Origin of the sequence: Corallococcus aberystwythensis, from assembly GCF_003612165.1 — a bacterium.
Classification (GTDB): domain Bacteria; phylum Myxococcota; class Myxococcia; order Myxococcales; family Myxococcaceae; genus Corallococcus; species Corallococcus aberystwythensis.
In genome coordinates, this window is sequence record NZ_RAWK01000168.1 from 1 (window position 1) to 22,311 (window position 22,311).

Sequence of the window (22,311 nt, forward strand, 5' to 3'; positions counted from 1 at the left end):
CGCCACCACCGCGGAGATGGCGCCCGACAGGTGCACCTCTTCCGCCACCACGTAGGACGCCAGCGCCACCGCGGTCGTCACCATGATCTCCGCGAGCGGATCCTCCGCGCGCCGGATGATGAAGCCGCCCAGCAGGCCCAGCGCCAGCCCCACCACCGCGCCGCCCACCGACGCGAGCAGCACGTGGCCGCCCAGCGAGCTCAGCGTGGGCGCCGCCCCGCCCGCGACCACCGCCGCGATGGCCGTGTACGCCACCAGCGCGGTGCCGTCGTTGAAGAGGCTCTCCCCCTGGATGATGCCCGACAACCGCCCCGGCACCGGCGCGCGGCGGAAGGCGTAGAGGATGGACACCGTGTCCGTCACCGCCAGGATGGAGCCCAGGAGCAGCGCGGGCCCCCACGCCAGGTCCAGCATCAGGTGCAGCGCGGTGCCGGTGGCGCCAATCGCGAGGACCATCCCCAGCGTGGACAGCAGGCCAATGGGGACCGCGTTCGCGCGGATGCCATTGAGGTCCGCCATGATGCCGCCCTCGAAGAGCAGCAGCGGCAGGCAGATGAGGAACACCACCTGGGGGTTGAGCGGGGGCACGCCCGGCAGCAGGTGTGCAACGGAGATGAGCAAGCCACCAAGCACCAGCGCGACGTTGTATGGCACGCTGGCCCGCTTGGCGGCGATGGCAAGCGCGATGGCCGCCACCATCAGGCCGATGAGGATGGGTACTTCCAGCAGCACGGCGACTCCACTGGGACCGGGGAAGGGCGCGGAGCTTTCCAGATTCGCGCGGACCGTGCACGGGCACCGTCTGCTTTTCGTCGCCCGCCTGAGGCCCCGCCCGCCTGCCTTCCTCTCACCCGAAGTGCGCCCTGGCGGCGGCATGTCCGCGTGGTACAGCAGGACCCCTGATGAAATCCGGCTCGCTGGACACCCTGGTGCTCTCCGTCACGGCGCTGCGAAAGACGTACGGCGCCCACGCGGCCGTGGACGGCATCTCCTTCGACGTGGGCCGCCGCGAAATCGTGGGGCTCCTGGGACCCAACGGCGCGGGCAAGAGCACCACCATCAACATGCTCCTGGGCGTGCTCCAGCCCACCTCCGGCACCATCGCCATCGAGGGCACCGACCTGGGCACCCAGCGGGTGAAGGCGCTGTCGCGCACCAACTTCGCCGCCGTCTACTCGCCCCTGCCCGGCAACCTCACCGTGGCGCAGAACCTGCGTGTCTTTGGCCTCATCTACGGCGTGAAGGGGCTGTCCGCCCGCATCGAGGCGCTGCTGGAGGAGTACGACCTGAGGCGCTTCCGGGACACCAAGTGCGGCGTGCTGTCCTCCGGCGAGCAGACGCGCGTGTCGCTGGCCAAGGCCATGCTCAACGAGCCCCGCCTGCTGCTCCTGGACGAACCCACCGCGTCGCTGGACCCGGCCACGGCGGTGGACATCCGCACCCGCATCAAGGCCTTCGCAGCGAAGGGGAACAGCAGCGTGCTGTGGACCTCCCACAACATGTACGAGGTGGAGGCCGTCTGCGACCGCGTCCTCTTCCTGGCGCGCGGCCGGGTGCTCCTGGAGGGCGACCCCAAGACGCTGCCCCGCGAGCACGGCAAGGCGACCTTGGAGGAGTTGTTCATCGCCGTGGCCAACGAGCCGCTGGCGCTGGAGCGGAGCGAAGCAGCATGAACCTGAACCACGTCGCGGGCATCGCGCTGCGCCAGTTCTATCTCTACAAGGGCAACTTCGCGCGCGTGGTGCCGCTCTTCGCCTGGGTGGCCATCGACATGGTGCTGTGGGGCTTCATGACCCGGTACCTCAACAGCGTCACGTCCTCCGGCTACAACTTCGTGCCGGCGCTCCTGGGCGCGGTGCTGCTCTGGGACTTCTTCGCGCGCGTGATGCAGGGTTTGACGACGGGCTTCTTCGAGGACGTCTGGTCGCGCAACTTCCTCAACGTCTTCGCCACACCGCTCACGCTGACGGAGTACGTGAGCGGCCTGGTGCTGACGAGCATCGCGACCAGCGCCATCGGCCTCGTCGTCATGCTGCTCTTGTCCACCACGGTGTTCGGCCTGTCCTTCGCCGCCTACGGCGCGATGTTCATCCCGTTCGTGATGGTGCTGTTCCTCTTCGGCATCGCGCTGGGCATCCTCAGCAGCGCGCTCGTGCTGCGGCTGGGCCCCGCGTCGGAGTGGTTCGTCTGGCCCATCCCCAGCCTGCTGTCCCCGTTCGTGGGCGTCTTCTACCCGCTGTCCACGCTGCCGGAGTGGATGCAGTGGGTGGCGAAGCTGCTGCCCCCGTCCTACGTCTTCGAGGGCGTGCGCACGCTGGTGGCCGGCGGCGGGTTCTCCGGCGCCACGCTCGGGTGGGGCCTGGCGCTGGCGGTGCTGGACATCGTGCTGGCGGGCTGGGTCTTCCAGCGGGTCTACCGCTACGCGGTGCGCACGGGCCTGCTGGCCCGCTACAGCGCGGAGAGCGTGAGCTGATCAGCGCCGCACGCGCAGGAGCAGGTCCTTCTTCGGACCGCACTCGCCCCGGCCGTCGCAGTTGCTGGTGGTGACGTACAGGTGGCCGTCGGGGCCCATCAGCACGTCGCGCAGGCGGCCCCAGGTGTTTCGCAGGTACACCTCGTGCCGGACCACGCGGCGGGGCTCCCGCGCATCGAACTCCACCCGGTGCAGGTGCTGGGACTTCAGCGTGCCCACGAACAGCGACCCCTTCCACTCCGGAATCGCGGTGCCCGTGTAGACGGCCGCGCCGCCCGGGGGCGCCGCGTCGTCGAAGGTCAGCGACGGGGTGACGCGCCCGCCCTGCGTCTCGCACGAGTAGATGCCGGGCCAGCCCAGGTTGTCGCCCGCCTTCACCACGTTCACCTCGTCGTGGCCAAAGCGCATCGTCTCTCCGCTGGGGCCGTGGTCGGTGAGGTACAGCGTGGCAGGGTCCTTCCAGTCAAAGCCTTGCGTGTTGCGCACGCCCAGGAGGAACGCGGGTGAATCCGGAAAGGGATTGTCCTTCGGCACCGCTCCGTCCGGCGTCAGGCGCAGCAGCTTGCCCGCGGCGCTCTTCACGTCCTGGGACAGGTCCGGGTCGCGCGAGTCGCCCGTGCCCACGTACAGCATGCCGTCCGGCCCGAAGCGCAGCCGCCCGCCGTCGTGGTACTTCGCGGACGGGATGTCGCCGAGGATGACGCGCTCGAAGGCCGCGCTCGCGCCGTCTGGCGACAGCGTCCAGCGCTCCACCCGGTTCTGCGCCTTCCCGCCCGCCTGGGTGGTGACGTACAGGTAGAACCAGCGGTTCGTCGCGAAGTCCGGATGCGCGGCGATGCCCAGCAGGCCGCCCTCGCCGTTCGCCGTCAGGGGCAGCGTGGCCACGGCCCCGGGCTGTAGCTGGCCGCCGCGCAACAGCCGCACGCGGCCCGGCCGCTCGGTGATGAGCGCGTCTCCGTCCCTGCCCGGCAGGAAGGCCACGCCCCAGGGGACCTCCAGCCCTTCCGCCACCACGTCCACGGTGACGGGCACGCTGCCGTCCTGCCCCCAGCCGTCCTCCATCCGGATGCAGTCCTCGGCGGAGGCCGTCCCCTGCGCCTGGCTCTTGCGGCAGGCGGTGGCGGAGGCGGTGAGCACCACGAGGGCGGACAGCAGGAGGCGGCGGGAACGCATGGCGGGAATCTAACGTGGGTGAACGCGGCCTACCGACCCGGAAGGGGGGCAGGCGAGCGCGTCCGGCACTGGAAGACATGCCCGGGTGGCGTTGTCGCGGCCCCTGTCGTGGGCACCTTGCTCGGGCGGGTTCAACGGCAACCATTGCCAGCGGGAGGCAGTTCCATGGCGCGCATCGCATTCATCGTGGCCAACGACTTCGAGGACTCCGAGTTCCAGGTCCCCTTCGACACGCTCAAGCAGGCAGGCCACGAGCCTGTCGTGATTGGCGTGGAGGCAGGCAAGGGCCTCAAGGGGAAGAAGGGTGCGGAAGTCCGCACGGAGAAGGCGGTGAAGGAGGTGAAGGCCGCGGACTTCGCCGCGCTGGTGATTCCTGGCGGCTACTCGCCGGACCACCTGCGCATGGACATCGGCATGGTCGGCTTCGTGCGCGACTTCTTCAAGGAGGACAAGCCCATCGCCTCCGTGTGCCACGGGCCGTGGATGCTGGTGGAGGCGGACATCGCGGACGAGCGCACCGTCACCTCGTTCCCCTCCATCAAGACGGACCTCATCAACGCCGGCGCGCGCTGGGTGGACCGCCAGGTGGTGGAGGACGGCAACATCATCACGTCCCGCAAGCCGGACGACCTGGAGGCCTTCTGCGCCGCCCTGCTGCGGCAGCTGAAGGCCGGCATCGCCCCACGTCTGGAGTCACCCCTGGCCCCGGAAGCCGCCGCGGACCGCGCACCGCCAGTGCACTGAGCCGCACGCACACCGGAAATGGTCCAGCAGGACCCAGGCCCCCAGGGTGCGACAGGCGCTCCGGGGGCCGCTACGCACCGTGCGGTGGAACGGATTTTCCATGCCGGATTCCGCCGGGTTGATCCTTCTTCCAGAGTGAGAATGTTGGCGGGCGAACCCCCCGTTCGTCCGACGCATTGCGCTGTCCGGCCCATGCGTCAGCTTTTCGCTGCTCTGGAATTGTTCCGTTGTCTTTGGGCTCCCGGTACAAGAAACTCCTCCATCTGTACGGGGTTTCACCAACCCCAGGGGAGTCATCTATTCCCCGAATTTTACAGCTGAGTTGCCATTGTGCAGCGTTGCTGTTTATTATTCCGGCAGCAGCGCCCTTTGACGGACCGCGTCGTCACTGACGGTCATCGTGGACTCCCCTCATGAACCCGGCCCCCCGCACCGTGATGTCCCAGCCTCGTCAGGTTGTCCGGGCAGTGCTCAACGAGGCCCTGGAGAGCAAGCTGGGGGGCGAGGTCGTGGTGAAGTCCACCACGGTCTCCGGCCGCATCTTCGTGGTGGAGCGCAAGGTGGCGTGGACGGTGCTCACGGGCCCGGGCGCGCGCAGCTTCTCCACGGCGCTCATCGACGCGCGGCTGGTGAGCCGTGAGGACGTCGAGCAGGTGATGGCGGAGTGCCGCAAGAGTGGCGGCAACTTCTGCGAGACGCTGGTGGCGTGGGGGCTGGTGCCGCGAGACACGCTGCGCGACCTGTTGTGCAAGCACGTGGGGGCGCAGCTGGACACGCTCTTCGGGTTGACGGAGGCGCAGGCGCTCTTCGTGCCGCAGCCGCGCTCCTACTCCAGCCAGCTGACGTTCGAGCTGACGGAGCTCACGTCCGACGCGCTGTCACCGCAGCCCGCCCTTTCGCAGTCCCCCTCGGTTCCCCCGGTCCTATTGGAAAGAGAAGTCATGGCGAACGTGAAGCAGGCGCTGGAAGAGGCGATGAAGATTGAAGGTGCGTTCGCGGTGTGTCTGGCGGATGCGAACAGCGGCATGACGCTCGGAAGCATCGGCTCCGCGGGGTTCAACATCGACGCGGCGGCGGCGGGCAACACGGAAGTGATGCGCGCCAAGCTGAAGACGATGAAGGCCCTGGGCATCAAGGACCGCATCGAGGACATGCTCATCACCCTGGGCGAGCAGTACCACATCATCCGTCCGCTCGCGGCGCGCGAGGGCCTGTTCCTCTACATCGCGCTGCACCGCGCGAACGCGAACCTGGCGATGGCGCGCTTCCGGCTGGCGGACCTGGAGAAGACCATCCAGCTCTGAGGCTTCACCGCCCCCGAGATGCCCACGCCGCCCGTTTCCCTCCCCGGGGAAGCGGGCGGTGGGGTTTCAGGGACCTGGTGTCAGTGATCGCCCGCGCGCTTCTCTCCGGCTTCCACGCGCAGGGCCAGGCGGTTGCCTCGCGGGGGCAGCGGGCAGGTGGCGAAGCGGGAGAAGGCGCACGGCGGATTGTAGGCGCGGTTGAAGTCCAGCACGATGCGCCCGTCCTTGTCCGGCAGCGGCGCTTCGAGGAAGCGGCCGGCGCCGTAGGTCGCGTCGCGGTTCGTCTCGTCGCCGAAGATGATGAACAGCTCCTCCGAGCCCTCATCCGCCACGGGCGTCAGGCGGTACTCCTTGCCCGCCACCGTGAAGACAAGCGTGCCGGCGGACCTCATCTCCTCCACGGTGCCCAGCACCGTGGGCACGCTGAGCATGCGCGGCTTCTCGTCCGGCACCAGCCGGGCCTCCACCTTCCACGCCGCGCTGGCCGGGTACAGCGGGATGCCGTGGAACTGCTTGCGCGCCGCGGCCTCCGAATCCTTCACCCGCACGCCCAGCCGGTCCGCGCGCCGGATGACGTGAAAGCTCACGCTCCCCAGCCGCAGCACGTCCGGCGCTCCCTTCTCGTCTGTCTTCAGCTCGCCCCCCGTGAAGGGCTTGCCCTCCAGCGTGAAGGCCACGCCCGCCGCGGGCTGGAAGCGCACGGTGTCACCCTTGCGCACGAACGTGCCCGCCTTGGAGGGCACCGGCGCGGGCAGCGGCACCGCGCTGTCGGGCGCGGAGCCGGCGGTCTGCTCGCCTTCCTTCAACCACGTGAGCCCCACCAGCGTCAGCCAGCCGTCCGGTGACTTCAGGCCTTGCAGCCGCTCGGCCTGCCACGCCTGGGTGGCGGCGGCGACGTCCTCCGCGGGGGCCTGCTTCCGCGCTGCCTGCGCGGCGGGCTTCGGGAGGGGCTTCGCGGGCGGCGCGGCCTGCAGGGCCAGGGACAGGGACAGGACCAGGGCGAGGGTGCTCATGCGGATGGGCCTCGAAGCGCGGGAGGAGGGAAGGGTGCGCTGGGGCCAATGTCTAACAGGAGCCCACCCCCGTTGCGCGCGCTCCTCCCGCCGTGCGAAGCCTTGCGAAATCTTCCGTGAACCTGGACCTCCACCCCGCGCCTGAAGCCAGTGCCCTGCGCAAGCTCGCGCTGGGGACGTGGCGCGCGCCCCGCGACCCCACCGCGTACGCGGCGCTGGAGGTCCGCATGGAAGCGGCGCTCGCGTTCATGGCCGCGCACCGCACGCGCACCGGACGCAGGCTGACGGTGACGCACCTGGTGGCGAAGGCCGCGGCGGACGCGCTGAGCCGCTACCCGGAGGCCAACGTCCTGCTGCGCGGCCAGCGCCCGTGGCTGCGCGAGGACGTGGGCGTCTGCGTGCTGGTGGTGCAGCCCGCGAGCGGCGCGGCGCGCGTGGACCTGACCACCGCCACCGTGCACCGCGCGGACGGCAAGTCGCTGGAGGCCCTGGCGGACGCCCTGGAGTCGCGCGTGTCGCGGGTCCGCGCGCGCGAGGACATGGAGATTGAGCGGGGCAAGCGCCGCTCGTCGCTGCTCCCCGGCTGGCTGATGGGCCCCGCGCTGCGGCTGCTGTCCTTCGTCTGGTACGGGCTCAACGTGGACCTGCGCCGGGTGGGCATGCCGTTCGACCCGTTCGGCTCCGTGGCGGTGACGAACCTGGGCTCGCTGGGGCTGGAGCGGGGCTTCGTCGCGATGGTGCCCTACACCCGCGTGCCGCTCCTGCTGGCGCCCGGGTTGGTGCGGGACGTGCCCGTGGTGGAGGCGGGGGCACTGGTGCCCGGCAAGGCCATGACGCTCACCTGCACCTGGGACGCGCGCCTCATCGACGTGGACCTGGCCGCCCGGGTGCTCCGGCACATCGGCGGCGCGCTGGAGGACCCCCGGGGGTGGGATGCACCGGAGGACGAAGCGCGGTAGAACAGGGCCGTCATCCGGAGGTCAACGCCATGTCCGTGGATCCCTACCGTCGCGTCGGCTCCTCCCGTCCCATCGGGCGGGTGCTGGGCGGCCAGGACCGCTTCGAGAAGGAAGCCCTGGAAGGTCCCCCCGAAGGCCCCCTCGCCATGGACCGCCGCCAGCGCATGGCCGGCGGCCCGCTGCCGGTGAACGGCGAGAGCCCCTTCGCCGCCCGGCTGCGCAAGCTGGGCGCGTCGAACCCGGACGGCAAGGAGGACTGAAGCACCCGCCGTCCGCGCCGCGTCTTCAGACCTGCCCGGCGCCGCCGTCCACGAAGAGCTCCGCGCCGTTGACGAAGCTGCTGTCGTCCGACGCGAGGAACAACGCCGCCTTCGCCACCTCGTCCGGCTGCCCCATGCGGCCCAGCGGGATGAGGCTGGTGAGGTAGTCCTTGATCTGCTTCGCCCCCGCCGCGTCGGCCGCCAGGCCGTTGAGTCCCGGCGTGTCGATGGGGCCCGGGCTGAGCGTGTTCACCCGGATGCGCCGCCCCTTCAGGTCCGTTGCCCAGGTGCGCGCGAACGAGCGGATGGCCGCCTTCGTCGCCGCGTAGACGCTGAACGCCGCCGAGCCGTCCGAGCCCGCGGTGGAGCCCGTCAGGATGACGGAGCCGCCGTCCTTCAGGAGCGGCAGCGCCTTCTGCACCGTGAACAGCGTGCCCTTCACGTTGACGTTGAACGTCTGGTCGAAGTGCGTCTCCGTGATGGAGCCCAGCGCCGCGAACTCGCCGCCGCCCGCGTTGGCGAACACCACGTCCACGTGCCCCGCCTCCTCCTTCACCCGCGCGTAGAGCGCGTCCAGGTCCGCCATCACGGACACGTCCCCGCGCACGCCCACCACGCCGTGGCCAATCTCCTGTACCGACCGGTCCACCTCCGCCTGCCGGCGGCCGGTCAGGAACACCTTCGCCCCCTCCTGCGCGAACCGCTTCGCGGACGCGAAGCCGATGCCCGTGGTCCCACCCGTGACGACCGCCACCTTCCCGTCGAGCCTGCCCATGGTCCTGCTCCTTGGTCCGTCCCCGCCCTGGCGAGTTATGGACTTTATGGTCCATATCTAAGAATGGTGGACCGGGCGGTCAATAACTTTTAATTTCAGGGCATGGCTCGGCCTCGGACATTCGATGAAGCACAGGTGCTGCGGGCGGTGCGCGACCAGTTCTGGAACAAGGGCTACGCGGCGACGTCCATGGACGACTTGATGCAGGCCACGGGGTTGGGGAAGGGCAGCCTCTACGGGGCCTTCGGCGACAAGCATCAGCTCTTCCTGAAGGTGTTCGACGCGTACTGCGTGAACTCCCTGGAGTCGGTGAAGAAGACGCTGGAGGGGCCGGACGCGGGGGCGCTGGAGCGGCTGCGCCAGTACATGCTGGGGGTGGCTACGGCTTCAGCGGCGCCCACGAACCGGCGCGGGTGCCTGCTGGCGCGCGGCACCTCGGAGCTGGCGGCGCAGGACGCGCACGTGGCGGACCGGGCGCTGGAGACCTTCCGGGGACTGGAGGCCGCGTTCGTGCGCTGCCTGGAGCAGGCCCGGGCGCATGGGGACCTCGCGGCCCACGCGGACCCCCCGAAGCTGGGGGCCATGCTGCTCGGGCTCATGCGAGGGCTGGAGGCCGTGGGCAAGGCGGGCATGGACGAAGCCTGCCTGCGAGGCATGGTGGAGACGGCTTTCGAACACCTGCCCGTCCCGGCGAAGCGCCGCCGTTGATTGCCGTGAGGGACGCCGGGCTTTTGGGGTAATGGGGTTTCGCGTGTCTGGCACGGTAGGGCTGCTTGTTTCCCCCAAACAAAGGCATCCCTCTCATGAAGCATCTCAAGTCTGGGTTTCTGGTGATGAGCGCCCTCGCGCTCACGGTGGGCTGCGGCCCGTCGGATGAATCCCTCGCGGAGCAGAAGCGCGAGATTGTCTACGGCACGGACAACCGGCTGGACGTCTACGCCCACCCGGATGCCACGCTGCGCGCCCGGGCCCAGCAGGCCGCCGTGGCGATGGTGCACCCGGGGTTCATCGACCTGACGGACCCGAACAACGTCACCTTCCCTGGCCCGAACCTGGGCACCGGCCTCAACCTCTGCTCCACCGAGCGCTTCTTCAATGATCCGCGAGCGGCCTTCTGCTCCGGCACGCTCATCGACGATGACCTGGTGCTCACCGCGGGCCACTGCGTGGGCAACGCCGCGCAGTGCGCCGATACCTATTTCGTCTTCAACTTCTACCGGACCGCGGCGGGCGTGCTGCATCCGGTGACTTCGCAGGACGTCTTCACCTGCGGCTCCATCGTGGCGCGCCAGTACGGCACGGTGAACGGGCAGAACCTGGACTACGCCGTCGTGCGCCTGGACCGGGCGGCCACGCCGCGCTTCACCCCGGCGCCCGTGCGCACGGGCAACACCGCGCTGGGGGCCGCGCAGAACGTGGCCGTCGTCGGCGGCAGCAGCGGCATCCCCTTCAAGATCGACACCGGCGGCTCGGTGCGCAACGCGCGCTCCGGCACGCTGGATTACTTCGTGTCCAACTCGGACACCTTCCCCGGCACGTCGGGCGCAGCGGTGTATGAATTGGGCCAGCACACCCTCGCGGGCATCCTCGTGCGCGGGAACGGCGCGGACTACGTCGCCAACGGCAGCTGCAACGTGGTGAACGTGTGCCCCGAGACGGGCTGCACCGGTTCGGAGAGCACGTACGTCTACCCGGCGCTCAAGGGCGTGTGCACGGAGCTCCAGAACGGCAGCACGCGGCTGTGCACCGGGATGCCGCCCGCGCCGGTGCGTCCGGCCAACGCGTTCGGCTACACGACGAGCGACACCTACGACGCCACGCAGAACACGGTGGACCGGGCGTACACGCTCGGCGTGGGCGACGTCATCCAGGTGAACGCCTGCGGTCTGCCGGACTTCCCCGCCACGGGCTACCCCAAGCTGCGCCTCGTCGACGCCCAGGGCAACGAGGTCGCCTCCAGCTTCGACGGGTGCGGCTTCAAGCTCCGGGCGCAGGCCGCTGGCGCCTACACCCTCCGCGCCGGCTGCGACTACACCGATAGCTGCAGCGCCACGGTGGCGGTGAAGGTCACCCTGAACGCGAACCTCACGCGGGGCACGTTGCCCTTCAGGCTCACCCACACCGACAGCGGCGCGCGCAAGACCGCCAACCTGAACGTGACGCTGACCCCTGGCCAGGTCCTCGACGTGGGCACCTGCGGCGTGGAGTGCGCCAACGGCGTCGGTGACACCATCCTGCGGGTGCACGACGCATCGGGCCTGCCGGCGGCGGAGAACGACGATGCCTTCGGCACCTGCGGTTCGCTTTCGCGCGTCACCTACCACATGAACGTGGCGGCCCCGTCGGCGCAGTATCAGATCCGCGTCGGCTGCTTCCGCAACACGAGCTGCAGCGGCACGGCCGCCTACGTCATCTACTGAGGGATACCCCTCTTCCGGTGACCCCCGCGTTCAGGCTAGGCACAGGCCTGAACGCGGGTGCGTGCGGTCACTCACCGGGATTGGGGGCACTGATGCGGAAGGCACATGCGGTGGCGGCGTCGATGGCGGCGCTGATGCTGGGACAGACGGGCTGCTATCGGACGAGCATCGTCACGAACCTGCGGCCGGAGCCCAAGGTCCACCAGGACCGGCAGTGGTTCACGGTGGCGGGTCTGGTGCCCGTGTCCAGCCCCCCTGGCAGCGAGTGCAAGAACGGCATCGCGTGGGCGCAGAGCCGGGCGACCGTCAGTGACGTCCTCATCCAGGCAGGCCTCGCGGTGGCGGGCGCATTCATCGGGTCGGCGGTGTGTGCCGGCGGCAACCGGACCACCGAGGAGCAGGGCAACTGCGCCGCGATTGGCCTGCTGGTGCCCACGGCCCTGGTGGGCACGCGCACCGTGGCCTACTCCTGCGCGTCGGAGTACCAGAACGTCCATCCGCGCCAGGACCTGGACCCGGGCCCCGGCTCGGAGACGCCGGCCCGGGTCCCGGACGCCGCGAACGTGCCGGAGGAGGGCGAGGTCCCGGTGCCCGAGACGCCGTCCCCGCCGCCGCTGCCGCCCCCCGGCGCGGTGCCGGAGACGAGCCCCGGGCTCTGAAGCACACCCGGACGCGGCATGGGCTTCCACGCCGCGCCCGGGATGTCTGTCTATTCGCCGCGCTTCAAGCGCGCCCGCGCCGGGCCCTCGCTGGACCGGTTGCGCTCCATCCGCTTGTGCGCCCGCTGCGCGGCGGCGTCCGTCTGACGGTGCTGGAAGGCCTGCTCGCGCTGGAGCTTCTCGAAGCTCGCGCGCCGCTCCTCGGTGAGCGTGCCGTCCTGCACCGCCGCCCTCACCGCGCAGCCGGGTTCGTTCTGGTGGCCGCAGTCGTTGAAGCGGCAGCCCGTGGCCAGCGCGACAACGTCCGCGAAGGATTGGGCCAGGCCCTCGTCATCGTCGCCCCACAGGCCCAGCTCGCGCATGCCGGGCCCGTCGATGATGAGGCCGCCCTGCTCCAGCACGAACAGCTCCCGGTGCGTGGTGGTGTGCCGGCCCTTGTCGTCCTCCGGCCGCACGGGCTGGGTGACGAGGCGCGCGGCATCCAGCAGCCGGTTGGTGAGCGTGGACTTGCCCACGCCGGATGAGCCCAGCAGCACGCCCGTCCTTCCCGGCGGAAGCCGCGCGCGCACGTCCTCCACGCCCAGGCCCGTCTGGGCGCTCACCGCGAGCACGTCCACGCCGGGGGCCAGCGCCTCCACCTCCCGCACGCGCTCAGCCGCGTCGTCCGTGAGGTCCGCCTTGGTCAGGAGCACGACGGGCGTGGCGCCGCTGCTCCAGGCCACGGTGAGGGCGCGTTCGATGCGGCGGGGGTTGAAGTTGGCGTCCAGCCCCATGACGAGGAACACCACGTCCACGTTGGCGGCGATGAGCTGGCCGTCGTGTTCGCTGCCTGCCTCGCGCCGCTGGAGGACGCTGCGGCGGGGCAGCACGGCGTGCATCAGCGCCTCGCCGTCACCGGACGCGGGCGGTTGCAGGAGGACCCAGTCACCCACGGTGGGCAGGGACTCCGCGCCCCGGGCCTGATGCTGGAGACGTCCGCCGGCGCGCGCGAGGAAGGCCCGGCCGGCGGTCTGGACGGTGAGCAGTCCCCGCTGCTGGCGCACGACGCGCCCGGGGACGAGGGAGTGGGAGGAAGAGGACTGCGAGACAGCGTTGGACAGCGCGAGGTCGAGATCGGGACCCCAGCCGAGGGTTTCAAGTGACACTTGGGGAACTCCGGGCAGAGCGATACCTGGGCGCGCGGAAAAAGGACTCCGGGGCGCCGGCGTGAAGGAAGCGGGGCTCGCGCTGCGACGGACGACGGTGCTGCGACCGGCTCAGCGGATGAGCGCCCGCGTGGCGGACAGGGCCGCGACGACGACAAGGGGCGGCATCAGGACAGGCCTCCTCAAGGGTGCACGGAAACTCCAGCGTTCATCGCCGTTCCGTCCAGGGACCCTAGCAACTCCTGTCGCCCGCTGGCCACCCCTTGCGAAGGCCGTGCGTTTTCCCCCTTGAACCTCACGCGACGTGAGGTTGTACCCATTGCATCCAGTCACGCGGAGGACCGTGACTGGAAAGGGGTGAGGTCATGCAGCACACGGAACTGAAGGTAGGGGAGCTGGCCCGGCGCACGGGGCTGTCCGTCCGCGCGCTGCACCACTACGACGAGATCGGGTTGCTCAAGCCCTCGGCGCACACGGCGTCGGGGCATCGGCTCTACACGGCGGAGGACATCGCCCGCCTGAGTCACATCCTGTCGCTCAAGCAGCTCGGGTTCTCGCTGGAGGAGATTTCCGAGACGCTGGGCCGGGCGGACTTCTCCGCCCTGCGCGTGGTGGAGCTGCGGCTCCAGCGGGCCCGGGAGCAGCTGGCGGAACAGCGTCAGCTCTGCGACCGCCTGGATTCCCTCGCACGACAGCTGCGCGCGGCGGAGCCCGTCTCCGCCGACGACTTCCTACAGACCATCGAGGCCATGACCATGTTCGAGAAGTACTACACCCCGGAGCAGTTGAAGGAGCTGGAGGCCCGTCGCCAGGCGATGGGTGACGACGCCATCAAGCAGGTGGAGGCCGAGTGGCCCCGCCTCATCGCGAGCATGCGCGAGCAGATGGAGCAGGGCGCCGACCCTGCGTCCGAGCCGGTGCGCGCCCTGGCCACGCGCTGGCGCGAGCTGGTCCGTGCGTTCACGGGCGGCAACCCCGGCATCCAGCAGTCGCTCCAGACGCTGCACCAGCAGGAGCCCCAGGTGGCCCAGCGTCAGGGCCGTGACCCGAAGCTCATGGAGTACGTGGGCCGGGCCATGGCCTGTCTGGACGCACCGAAGTAAAGCCAGACATGGCGACAGCCGCCAGCGAAGGGCTGGCGGCCGTTGCCGTCATTCAAGGACATCCACGCTGAAGACTACTGGCCGCCGACGGTGCCACCCGTGGTGCCGCCGGAGCCGCCGGTGCCGGTGCCGCCCACGCCGCCGATGGTGCCGCCGGAGCCGCTGGTGCCGGTGCCGCCCACGCCACCCGTGCCGGTCGTGCCGCTGGTGCCGCCCGTGCCGGTGCCGCCCGGGTTGATGACGGTCGAGCCATTGGACTCGGTGCCGGGCGAGGTGGCGCCGGTGGTGCCAGTGCCCGTGCCGCCAATCGTGCCAGTGCTGCCGGTGCTGCCGGAGCCGCCAGCGCCCACGGTGCCGGTGCTGCTGCCGGAGCCACCATAGGTGCCGGTGCTCGTGGAGGGCGACGTGTACGAGCCCGTGCCCGTGGACGGCGCGGTGCTACCGGTGCCGAAGGTGTCCGAGCTGGAGCCGGTGGTGCCGCTGCCCGTGCCGATGCCACTGGTCCCGGTGCCGCCAGTGCCGGAGGTGCTACCGCCCGTGGTGCCGGTGCCGGTGGTCCCCGGCGTCGCGTTCACGCCAGTGCCAGAGCCGCCCGTGCCGGTGGCGGTGTTGCCCGTCTCCACGCCCGTGGAGTTGGTGGAGCCCGGGGTCACGGTGCTGGTGGAGCCGGCGCTGCCCGTCTGCCCGTTGTTGATCATCTCCGAGGACTGGCCAGAGGAGCCGGGAGTCGTCCCGGGGCTCGACCCGTCGCCTACTTGCTGCGCGAACGCGCTGGTGGAGAGGAGGAAGCTGAAAGCCAGAGCCGCAGTGCCGATGGAGCGTCGCATGTGTGGAGCCCTTTCGAATTCGCAGGTGGCGTAAAGGTGTGTGCTTCAGCGGACAGGGCAACCCGCTGGAAAGAAGCCGGCACATGGCAGGCCGGCAGCTCGCAGGTCGTTCATGGGACGAAGCACGCGGGACAGGGCTTGCACGCACGCGCGCGATGTCCAACAGATGGGGTTTCGCGTCCTGGCGGTAAGCCTTCGCCCCTTTTCTGTGCTGTCCTCCGCGCCAGAAGGGAGCGTGTGTGAGCGGACGGGAAGTGCAGCTGGCGGCGGGCCGCAAGAGCGCGCGACAGACGCGAAGCGCGAGCGCCCGTGCCTGGACGCTCACGCTCGTCATCGCCGCGGGTCTGGGCCTGCTCCTCTACGTCGCCACCACCAGCCTGCCGTACCTCATCGCCTCACCCGCCGGAGACGCGCACCTGGGCGCGCTCAATGACTGTCTGGCGCGGCAGCTCAAGGGCGCCACGCGGCTGGGCTGGGCCGTGGCGCCGGACGCGTCGCGCGCGGCGGTGTTCGGGCCCCGCGTCGTCGCGGTCTGCGGCGAGGACGGCACGCATGCGCGGCTGGAGGTCCCGGGTGTCACCGCGATCGCCTTCGACGGCGAGCGCCACCTGTGGGTCGCCAACGGAGGCCACCTGCTGCGCGAACGCGACGGCGCGCTCCAGCCGGTGGGCGACATCACTCCGCCGGAGTGGCTGATCGGCCACGCGGGCGGCGTGCTCGCGCTGGATGCCTCCGGGCAGCTCGTCTCCGTGGCCCCGGATGGCAAGGTGCTGGGCCAGGCGCAGGTGCCGGGTCCGGGCGGGCGCCTGTCCGTCGGCCCGGGGGGCGAGCTGGCGGCGGTGGAGTGGGGCGGCGGCGTCATCGTCTACGACGCCCGCACCCTGGCGCTCGTTCGCGCGGAAGCCCCATGCACCGTGGAGTTCCTCTGGTGGCTGGACACCGCGGATCAGGTGCTGCTGGCCTGTGGAACGCCCGCTTCCCAAGGCTCCGAAGCCGCACCGGCGCCAGGCTCGCTCCGCTTCGACGTCCGCACCGGCGCCCGGGCGGCCGTGCCTGCGCGCACGCGCGCGCCTGCCCGGAGGCTCTCGGGGCGGGCGCTGTATGTGCAGGGGTGTGATGGCTTCCCGTGCACAGCCACGCCTCCTTGAAGCTGTTAAAGGGAGGTTCCCTTCCGGGGCTTCCGGGGATCAGTGACCCTTGGTCAGGCATGACGTTCAGTGCTCGACAAAAAAGGCCGTGACCCCCCGGCTTTGCATTCGACAAACCCGCGAACTCATTGGACGTTCCTGGGATCGCGGGCCGTTTTTCAGTACTCGCCGCAACGCTTTCGCCGATCAGGGGTTTCACACGTGGACGACACCAAGGCTTCCAGCTCCTCCGCTCCCCGCAAGCGCGCCAATGGCCGAAAGACGGCCGGGACCGCCGCGGGTCAGGACGCTGGCCCTCCAGGGACCCGGTCTCCCGCCAACGTGGCGGCGAACCGGCTGAGCAACGCTGAAACTTCGCGTGCCGAGCCCTCCCGTCGCGCCCCCGCGCGCGGCCGCAACGGCAACAGCCGTCTGGCCGAAGACGACGGCCTGCGCCCGGGAGGCCCGCCTCCCCTCCAGCAGCTGCTGGCGGCGCTCCGGGCCGTGCAGGGCGGCGACTTCTCCGTGCGGCTGCCGTCGGGCGCGCAGGACGTGGTGATGGATGAGATCGCCCGCGCGTTCAACGCGGTGGTGACGCTCAACTCCACGCTCACCCACGAAATCGTCCGCGTGGAGCGCGTCGTCGGCCGCGAGGGCCGCATGGGCGAGCGCGTGGGCCTGGGCGACGTGCGCGGCGACTGGGCCACCAGCGTCCAGTCCATCAACGCCCTCATCGGCGACCTGGTGCAGCCCACCACGGAAGTCGCCCGCGTGCTGGTGGCGGTGGCCGAAGGCGACCTCACCCAGAAGATGGCGCTGGAGATCGACGGCCAGCCCGTGAAGGGCGAGTTCCTCCGCATCGGCACCACCGTGAACGCGATGGTGGATCAGCTCAACAGCTTCGCCGCCGAAGTGACGCGCGTCGCGAAGGAGGTGGGCACCGAAGGCAAGCTGGGTGGCCAGGCCGACGTGAAGGGCGTGTCCGGCGTGTGGAAGGACCTCACGGACAACGTGAACGTCCTCGCCGGCAACCTCACCGCGCAGGTGCGAAACATCGCGGAGGTCACCACGGCGGTGGCCCGCGGCGACCTGTCCCGCAAGATCACGGTGGACGTGAAGGGCGAGGTGTTGGAGCTCAAGAGCACCATCAACACGATGGTGGACCAGCTCAACAGCTTCGCCTCCGAAGTGACCCGCGTCGCGCGCGAAGTGGGCACGGAAGGAAAGCTGGGCGGTCAGGCCGCGGTGTCCGGCGTGTCCGGCACGTGGAAGGACCTCACGGACAACGTGAACTTCATGGCGTCCAACCTCACGACGCAGGTGCGCGGCATCGTGAAGGTGGTGACGGCGGTCGCCAACGGCGACCTCACCCAGAAGCTGATGGTGCCGTCGCAGGGTGAGATCGCCGCGCTGGGCGCCACGCTGAACAACATGACGGACACGCTCAACGTGTTCGCGCAGCAGGTGACCAGCGTCGCGCGCACGGTGGGCGTGGAGGGCAAGCTGGGCGCCCAGGCCCAGGTGCCCGGCGCCGCGGGGACGTGGAAGGACCTCACGGACAACGTGAACCTGATGGCGTCCAACCTCACCAGCCAGGTGCGCAACATCGCGGAGGTCTCCACCGCCGTCGCCAATGGCGACCTGTCGCGGAAGATCACCGTGGATGTGAAGGGCGAGGTGCTGGAGCTCAAGAGCACCATCAACACGATGGTGGACCAGCTCCGCGCGTTCGCCGCGGAAGTGACCCGCGTCGCGAAGGAAGTGGGTACGGACGGCAAGCTGGGCGGTCAGGCCGCGGTGCCCGGAGTGGGCGGCACGTGGAAGGACCTCACGGACAACGTGAACAGCATGGCCTCCAACCTCACCACCCAGGTGCGCAACATCGCCCTGGTGACGACGGCGGTGGCCACCGGCGACCTGTCCAAGAAGATCACCGTCGACGCTCGCGGCGAAATCCTGGAGCTGAAGAACACCATCAACACGATGGTGGATCAGCTCAACAGCTTCGCCTCCGAAGTGACCCGCGTGGCCCGCGAGGTGGGTACGCACGGCAAGCTGGGTGGTCAGGCGGAAGTGAAGGGCGTGTCCGGTACGTGGAAGGACCTCACGGACAACGTGAACTTCATGGCGTCCAACCTCACCACCCAGGTGCGAGGCATCGCCAAGGTCGTGACCGCGGTCGCCAACGGCGACCTCACCCAGCGCCTGAAGATGGAGGCCAAGGGCGAGGTGGCGGAGCTCGCGGACACCATCAACGCGATGACCCAGACGCTCTCCATCTTCGCGCAGCAGGTGACGGACGTGGCGCGCACGGTGGGCGTGGAAGGCAAGCTGGGCGCCCAGGCGGTGGTGCCGGGCGTCGCGGGCACGTGGAAGGACCTCACGAACAACGTGAACCTGTTGGCGAACAACCTCACCGATCAAGTCCGTAACATCGCCGAGGTGACGACAGCGGTCGCGAAGGGTGACCTGTCCCGCAAGATCACCGTCGACGCGAAGGGTGAAGTCCTCGAGCTGAAGAGCACCATCAACACGATGGTGGACCAGCTCCGCGCGTTCGCCGCGGAAGTGACCCGCGTCGCGAAGGAAGTGGGCACGGACGGCAAGCTGGGTGGCCAGGCCGACGTGAAGGGCGTGTCCGGCGTGTGGAAGGACCTCACGGACAACGTGAACAGCATGGCCTTCAACCTCACCACCCAGGTGCGCGGCATCGTCAAGGTGGTGACGGCGGTGGCCGACGGCGACCTGTCCCAGAAGCTGGTGATGGAGGCCAAGGGCGAGATCGCCGCGCTCGCGGACACCATCAACGCCATGACGCAGACGCTGTCCGTCTTCGCGCAGCAGGTGACGGACGTCGCGCGCACGGTGGGCGTGGAGGGCAAGCTGGGCGCCCAGGCGGAGGTGCCGGGCGTCGCGGGCACGTGGAAGGACCTCACGAACAACGTGAACCTGCTGGCCAACAACCTCACGGCCCAGGTGCGAAACATCGCGGAGGTCACGACGGCGGTCGCCAACGGCGACCTGTCCAAGAAGATCACCGTCGACGCGAAGGGCGAGGTGCTGGAGCTCAAGAGCACCATCAACACGATGGTGGACCAGCTCCGCGCGTTCGCCGCGGAAGTGACCCGCGTCGCGAAGGAAGTCGGTACGGAAGGCAAGCTGGGCGGTCAGGCGGACGTGAAGGGCGTGTCCGGCGTGTGGAAGGACCTCACGGACAACGTGAACGTCCTCGCCGGCAACCTGACGGACCAGGTGCGCAACATCGCCAAGGTGACCACGGCGGTGGCCAACGGCGACCTGTCCCAGAAGATCACCGTGAGCGTGAAGGGCGAGGTGCTGGAGCTCAAGAACACCATCAACACGATGGTGGACCAGCTGCGCGCGTTCGCTTCGGAGGTCACGCGCGTCGGTAAGGAAGTGGGTACGGAGGGCAAGCTGGGCGGCCAGGCCGCGGTGCCCGGAGTCGCGGGCGTGTGGAAGGACCTCACGGACAACGTGAACGTCCTCGCCGCGAACCTCACGGACCAGGTGCGCAACATCGCCAAGGTGACCACGGCGGTGGCCTACGGCGACCTGTCGCAGAAGATCTCCGTGGAAGCGAAGGGCGAAATCCTGGAGCTCAAGAGCACCATCAACACGATGGTGGATCAGCTCCGCGCCTTCGCTTCCGAAGTGACCCGCGTCGCGAAGGAAGTGGGTACGGACGGCAAGCTGGGGGGGCAGGCCGCGGTGCCGGGGGTCGCCGGCACGTGGAAGGACCTCACGGACAACGTGAACAGCATGGCGTCCAACCTCACCAGCCAGGTGCGCAACATCGCGCTGGTGACCACGGCGGTCGCGAACGGAGACCTGTCCAAGAAGATCACCGTGGACGCGAAGGGTGAAATCCTGGAGCTGAAGAACACCATCAACACGATGGTGGATCAGCTGAACAGCTTCGCTTCCGAAGTGACCCGCGTGGCCCGTGAAGTGGGCGCGGAAGGAAAGCTGGGCGGTCAGGCGGAAGTGAAGGGCGTGTCCGGTACGTGGAAGGACCTCACGGACAACGTGAACTTCATGGCCCGCAACCTCACGACGCAGGTGCGCGGCATCGTGAAGGTGGTGACCGCGGTCGCCAACGGCGACCTCAAGCAGAAGCTGGTGGTGGACGCGAAGGGCGAAGTGGCCGCCCTGGCGGAGACCATCAACAACATGACCGACACGCTGGGCATCTTCGCGGAGCAGGTCTCCACGGTGGCCCGCGAGGTGGGCGTGGAAGGGAAGCTGGGCGGCCAGGCCCGCGTGCCCGGTGTGGCCGGCACGTGGAAGGACCTCACGGACAACGTGAACTTCATGGCCTCCAACCTCACCACCCAGGTGCGCGGCATCGTGCGCGTGGTGACGGCGGTGGCCAACGGCGACCTGACCCAGAAGCTCATCGTGGACGCGAAGGGCGAGGTCGCGGCGCTCGCGGACACCATCAACAACATGACCGACACGCTGGGCACCTTCGCGGAGCAGGTCTCCACGGTGGCCCGCGAGGTGGGTATCGAAGGAAAGCTGGGCGGCCAGGCCCGCGTGCCCGGCGCTCGGGGCACGTGGCGGCAGCTGACGGACAACGTGAACCAGCTGGCCGGCACGCTCACCAGCCAGCTGCGCGCCATCTCCGACGTGGCCACCGCCGTGACCAAGGGCGACCTGACCCGCAGCATCACGGTCGTCGCGGAAGGCGAGGTCGCGGCGCTGAAGGACAACATCAACCAGATGATCGTCAACCTGCGTGAGACCACGCAGAAGAACCAGGAGCAGGACTGGCTCAAGACGAACCTGGCGAAGTTCAGCGGCATGATGCAGGGCCAGAAGTCCCTGGACGCCGTCAGCCGCCTCATCATGAGCGAGCTGACCCCGCTGGTGTCCGCGCACCACGGCGCCTTCTTCCTCTCCGACCCCGAGGGCGGCATCCCGTCCCTCAAGCTCACCAGCACCTACGCGTACCGGGAGCGCAAGCACCTGGCGAACCGCTTCCGCCTGGGCGAGGGCCTGGTCGGACAGTGCGCGCTGGAGAAGAAGACCATCCTGCTGACGCGCGTGCCGTCGGACTACATCACCATCTCCTCCGGGCTGGGTGAGTCCGCGCCGCTCAACATCATCGTCCTGCCCGTCCTCTTCGAGGGCGAGGTGAAGGCCGTCATCGAGCTGGCCTCGTTCCACCCGTTCGTCGCCATCCATCAAATCTTCCTGGATCAGCTGACGGAGAGCATCGGCGTGGTGCTCAACATGATCATGGCGAACATGCGCACGGAGACGCTGCTCTCCGAGTCGCAGCGCCTGACCCAGGAGCTCCAGAGCCAGTCGCGCGAGCTGACCCAGCAGCAGGACGAGCTCAAGCGCACCAACATCGAGCTGGAGGACAAGGCGAAGGAGCTGGCGGACCAGAACACCCGCGTGGAGGAGAAGAACCGCGAGGTGGAGCTGGCGCGCGTCAGCCTGGAGGAGAAGGCGGAGCAGCTCACCATCATCTCCAAGTACAAGAGCGAGTTCCTGGCCAACATGAGCCACGAGCTGCGCACGCCGCTCAACTCGCTGCTCATCCTCGCGAAGCTCCTGTCGGACAACAAGGACGGCAACCTCTCCAACAAGCAGGTGGAGTACGCCAACACCATCTACGCGTCCGGCGGGGACCTGCTCAGCCTCATCAACGAAATCCTCGACCTGTCCAAGGTGGAGGCGGGCAAGATGCAGGTGGAGCCCCGGGACATCGTCCTCACGGAGCTCAACCAGTTCATCGACCGCAGCTTCCGCCCGGTGGCGGACCAGAAGGGCCTCACCTTCCATGTGGAGGTGCTGACCGGAACGCCGCGCCACGTGCGCACGGACCCACAGCGGTTGCAGCAGGTGCTCAAGAACCTGCTCTCCAACGCCTTCAAGTTCACCGACGAGGGCGGCGTCAGGCTCACCGTGCGCCTGGCGGACAAGGGCATGCGCTTCGACCACGAGGCGCTGCGCCGCTCGCGCCACGTGCTGGCCTTCGCCGTGAAGGACACCGGCATCGGCATCGCCAAGGACAAGCAGCGCATCATCTTCGAGGCGTTCCAGCAGGCGGACGGCTCCACCGCGCGCAAGTACGGCGGCACCGGCCTGGGCCTGTCCATCAGCCGCGAAATCGCCAAGCTGCTGGGCGGCGAAATCCGGCTGGAGAGCGAGCCGGGCAAGGGCAGCACCTTCACCCTCTACCTGCCGCCGGAATACCAGGGCGCGGACGAGGAAGTGGTCCAGGGCAACGACGCGGCAAGCCGCGCCCTGGGGGCCCTGCCGGAGACGCTCGCCTCCCCGGCCGCCACCCCCACGCC

The 22,311-nt window shown here is 69.4% G+C and carries 18 protein-coding genes; 12 read left to right on the forward strand and 6 right to left on the reverse strand.

Annotation, left to right across the window (positions count from 1 at the left end; genetic code table 11):
* Window positions 1–732, reverse strand: a 732-nt coding sequence (locus D7W81_RS25475) for a cation:proton antiporter domain-containing protein (RefSeq protein WP_244227421.1), incomplete at its 3' end; no start/stop codon positions are given.
* A 170-nt stretch (window positions 733–902) separates the two neighbouring features.
* Between D7W81_RS25475 and D7W81_RS25480 the strand changes: the two genes are divergently transcribed.
* Together D7W81_RS25480 and D7W81_RS25485 are read left to right on the forward strand one after the other, a co-directional pair.
* Window positions 903–1,673, forward strand: coding sequence for an ABC transporter ATP-binding protein (locus D7W81_RS25480; protein ID WP_120557997.1), 771 nt, complete (start codon window positions 903–905; stop codon window positions 1,671–1,673).
* On the forward strand, window positions 1,670–2,473 hold the full coding sequence (locus D7W81_RS25485) for an ABC transporter permease (RefSeq protein ID WP_120557998.1): 804 nt from the start codon (window positions 1,670–1,672) through the stop codon (window positions 2,471–2,473). Before D7W81_RS25480 ends, D7W81_RS25485 begins: the two co-directional genes overlap by 4 nt.
* Here the strand turns inward: D7W81_RS25485 and D7W81_RS25490 are convergent, their stop codons facing one another.
* Window positions 2,474–3,646, reverse strand: a complete 1,173-nt coding sequence (locus D7W81_RS25490) for a PQQ-dependent sugar dehydrogenase (RefSeq protein ID WP_120557999.1) — start codon at window positions 3,644–3,646, stop codon at window positions 2,474–2,476. It lies immediately after the preceding gene.
* Window positions 3,647–3,811: 165 nt separating this feature from the next.
* Here D7W81_RS25490 and D7W81_RS25495 point away from each other — a divergent pair, with 165 nt between their 5' ends.
* Window positions 3,812–4,390: a type 1 glutamine amidotransferase domain-containing protein gene (locus D7W81_RS25495; protein ID WP_120558000.1), complete on the forward strand. Its 579-nt coding sequence runs from the start codon at window positions 3,812–3,814 to the stop codon at window positions 4,388–4,390.
* A 413-nt stretch (window positions 4,391–4,803) separates the two neighbouring features.
* Complete coding sequence (locus D7W81_RS43630) at window positions 4,804–5,694, forward strand: hypothetical protein (protein WP_120558001.1); 891 nt, start codon at window positions 4,804–4,806, stop codon at window positions 5,692–5,694.
* 80 nt (window positions 5,695–5,774) lie between these two features.
* On the opposite strand, the gene D7W81_RS25505 is transcribed toward D7W81_RS43630, so the two are convergent.
* The gene (locus D7W81_RS25505) at window positions 5,775–6,707 is read right to left on the reverse strand and encodes a DUF1684 domain-containing protein (protein WP_120558002.1); all 933 of its coding nucleotides are present in this window, start codon (window positions 6,705–6,707) and stop codon (window positions 5,775–5,777) included.
* A 116-nt stretch (window positions 6,708–6,823) separates the two neighbouring features.
* On the opposite strand from D7W81_RS25505, the gene D7W81_RS25510 reads away from it, so the two are divergent.
* Window positions 6,824–7,666, forward strand: a complete 843-nt coding sequence (locus D7W81_RS25510) for a 2-oxo acid dehydrogenase subunit E2 (protein ID WP_120558003.1) — start codon at window positions 6,824–6,826, stop codon at window positions 7,664–7,666.
* A gap of 29 nt (window positions 7,667–7,695) precedes the next feature.
* Window positions 7,696–7,926, forward strand: coding sequence for a hypothetical protein (locus D7W81_RS25515; protein WP_120558004.1), 231 nt, complete (start codon window positions 7,696–7,698; stop codon window positions 7,924–7,926).
* Window positions 7,927–7,951: 25 nt separating this feature from the next.
* On the opposite strand, the gene D7W81_RS25520 is transcribed toward D7W81_RS25515, so the two are convergent.
* Entirely contained in the window at window positions 7,952–8,701 is a 750-nt protein-coding gene (locus D7W81_RS25520) for a glucose 1-dehydrogenase (RefSeq protein WP_120558005.1), read from the reverse strand.
* Window positions 8,702–8,803: 102 nt separating this feature from the next.
* Here D7W81_RS25520 and D7W81_RS44195 point away from each other — a divergent pair, with 102 nt between their 5' ends.
* The 3 genes from D7W81_RS44195 to D7W81_RS25535 all read left to right on the forward strand — a co-directional run bounded on the left by D7W81_RS44195 (window position 8,804) and on the right by D7W81_RS25535 (window position 11,780).
* A complete protein-coding gene (locus tag D7W81_RS44195; RefSeq protein ID WP_120558006.1) occupies window positions 8,804–9,409 on the forward strand; it encodes a TetR/AcrR family transcriptional regulator in 606 nt (201 codons plus the stop codon).
* A 125-nt stretch (window positions 9,410–9,534) separates the two neighbouring features.
* The gene (locus D7W81_RS25530; protein ID WP_244227422.1) at window positions 9,535–11,121 is read left to right on the forward strand and encodes a trypsin-like serine peptidase; all 1,587 of its coding nucleotides are present in this window, start codon (window positions 9,535–9,537) and stop codon (window positions 11,119–11,121) included.
* 92 nt (window positions 11,122–11,213) lie between these two features.
* On the forward strand, window positions 11,214–11,780 hold the full coding sequence (locus D7W81_RS25535; protein ID WP_147445620.1) for a hypothetical protein: 567 nt from the start codon (window positions 11,214–11,216) through the stop codon (window positions 11,778–11,780).
* 50 nt (window positions 11,781–11,830) lie between these two features.
* On the opposite strand, the gene rsgA is transcribed toward D7W81_RS25535, so the two are convergent.
* On the reverse strand, window positions 11,831–12,925 hold the full coding sequence (gene rsgA, locus D7W81_RS25540; RefSeq protein ID WP_120558009.1) for a ribosome small subunit-dependent GTPase A: 1,095 nt from the start codon (window positions 12,923–12,925) through the stop codon (window positions 11,831–11,833).
* A 365-nt stretch (window positions 12,926–13,290) separates the two neighbouring features.
* Between rsgA and D7W81_RS25545 the strand changes: the two genes are divergently transcribed.
* Window positions 13,291–14,028: a MerR family transcriptional regulator gene (locus tag D7W81_RS25545; RefSeq protein WP_120558010.1), complete on the forward strand. Its 738-nt coding sequence runs from the start codon at window positions 13,291–13,293 to the stop codon at window positions 14,026–14,028.
* A gap of 74 nt (window positions 14,029–14,102) precedes the next feature.
* Here D7W81_RS25545 and D7W81_RS42475 read toward each other — a convergent pair whose 3' ends face one another.
* Window positions 14,103–14,855, reverse strand: a complete 753-nt coding sequence (locus D7W81_RS42475) for a hypothetical protein (RefSeq protein WP_158621686.1) — start codon at window positions 14,853–14,855, stop codon at window positions 14,103–14,105.
* A gap of 239 nt (window positions 14,856–15,094) precedes the next feature.
* On the opposite strand from D7W81_RS42475, the gene D7W81_RS25560 reads away from it, so the two are divergent.
* Together D7W81_RS25560 and D7W81_RS25565 are read left to right on the forward strand one after the other, a co-directional pair.
* Window positions 15,095–16,003 (forward strand): hypothetical protein, encoded by a 909-nt coding sequence (locus D7W81_RS25560; protein WP_120558013.1) that lies wholly within the window; start codon window positions 15,095–15,097, stop codon window positions 16,001–16,003.
* 201 nt (window positions 16,004–16,204) lie between these two features.
* The coding region (locus tag D7W81_RS25565; RefSeq protein WP_244227423.1) for a HAMP domain-containing protein at window positions 16,205–22,311 on the forward strand (6,107 nt) is incomplete at its 3' end.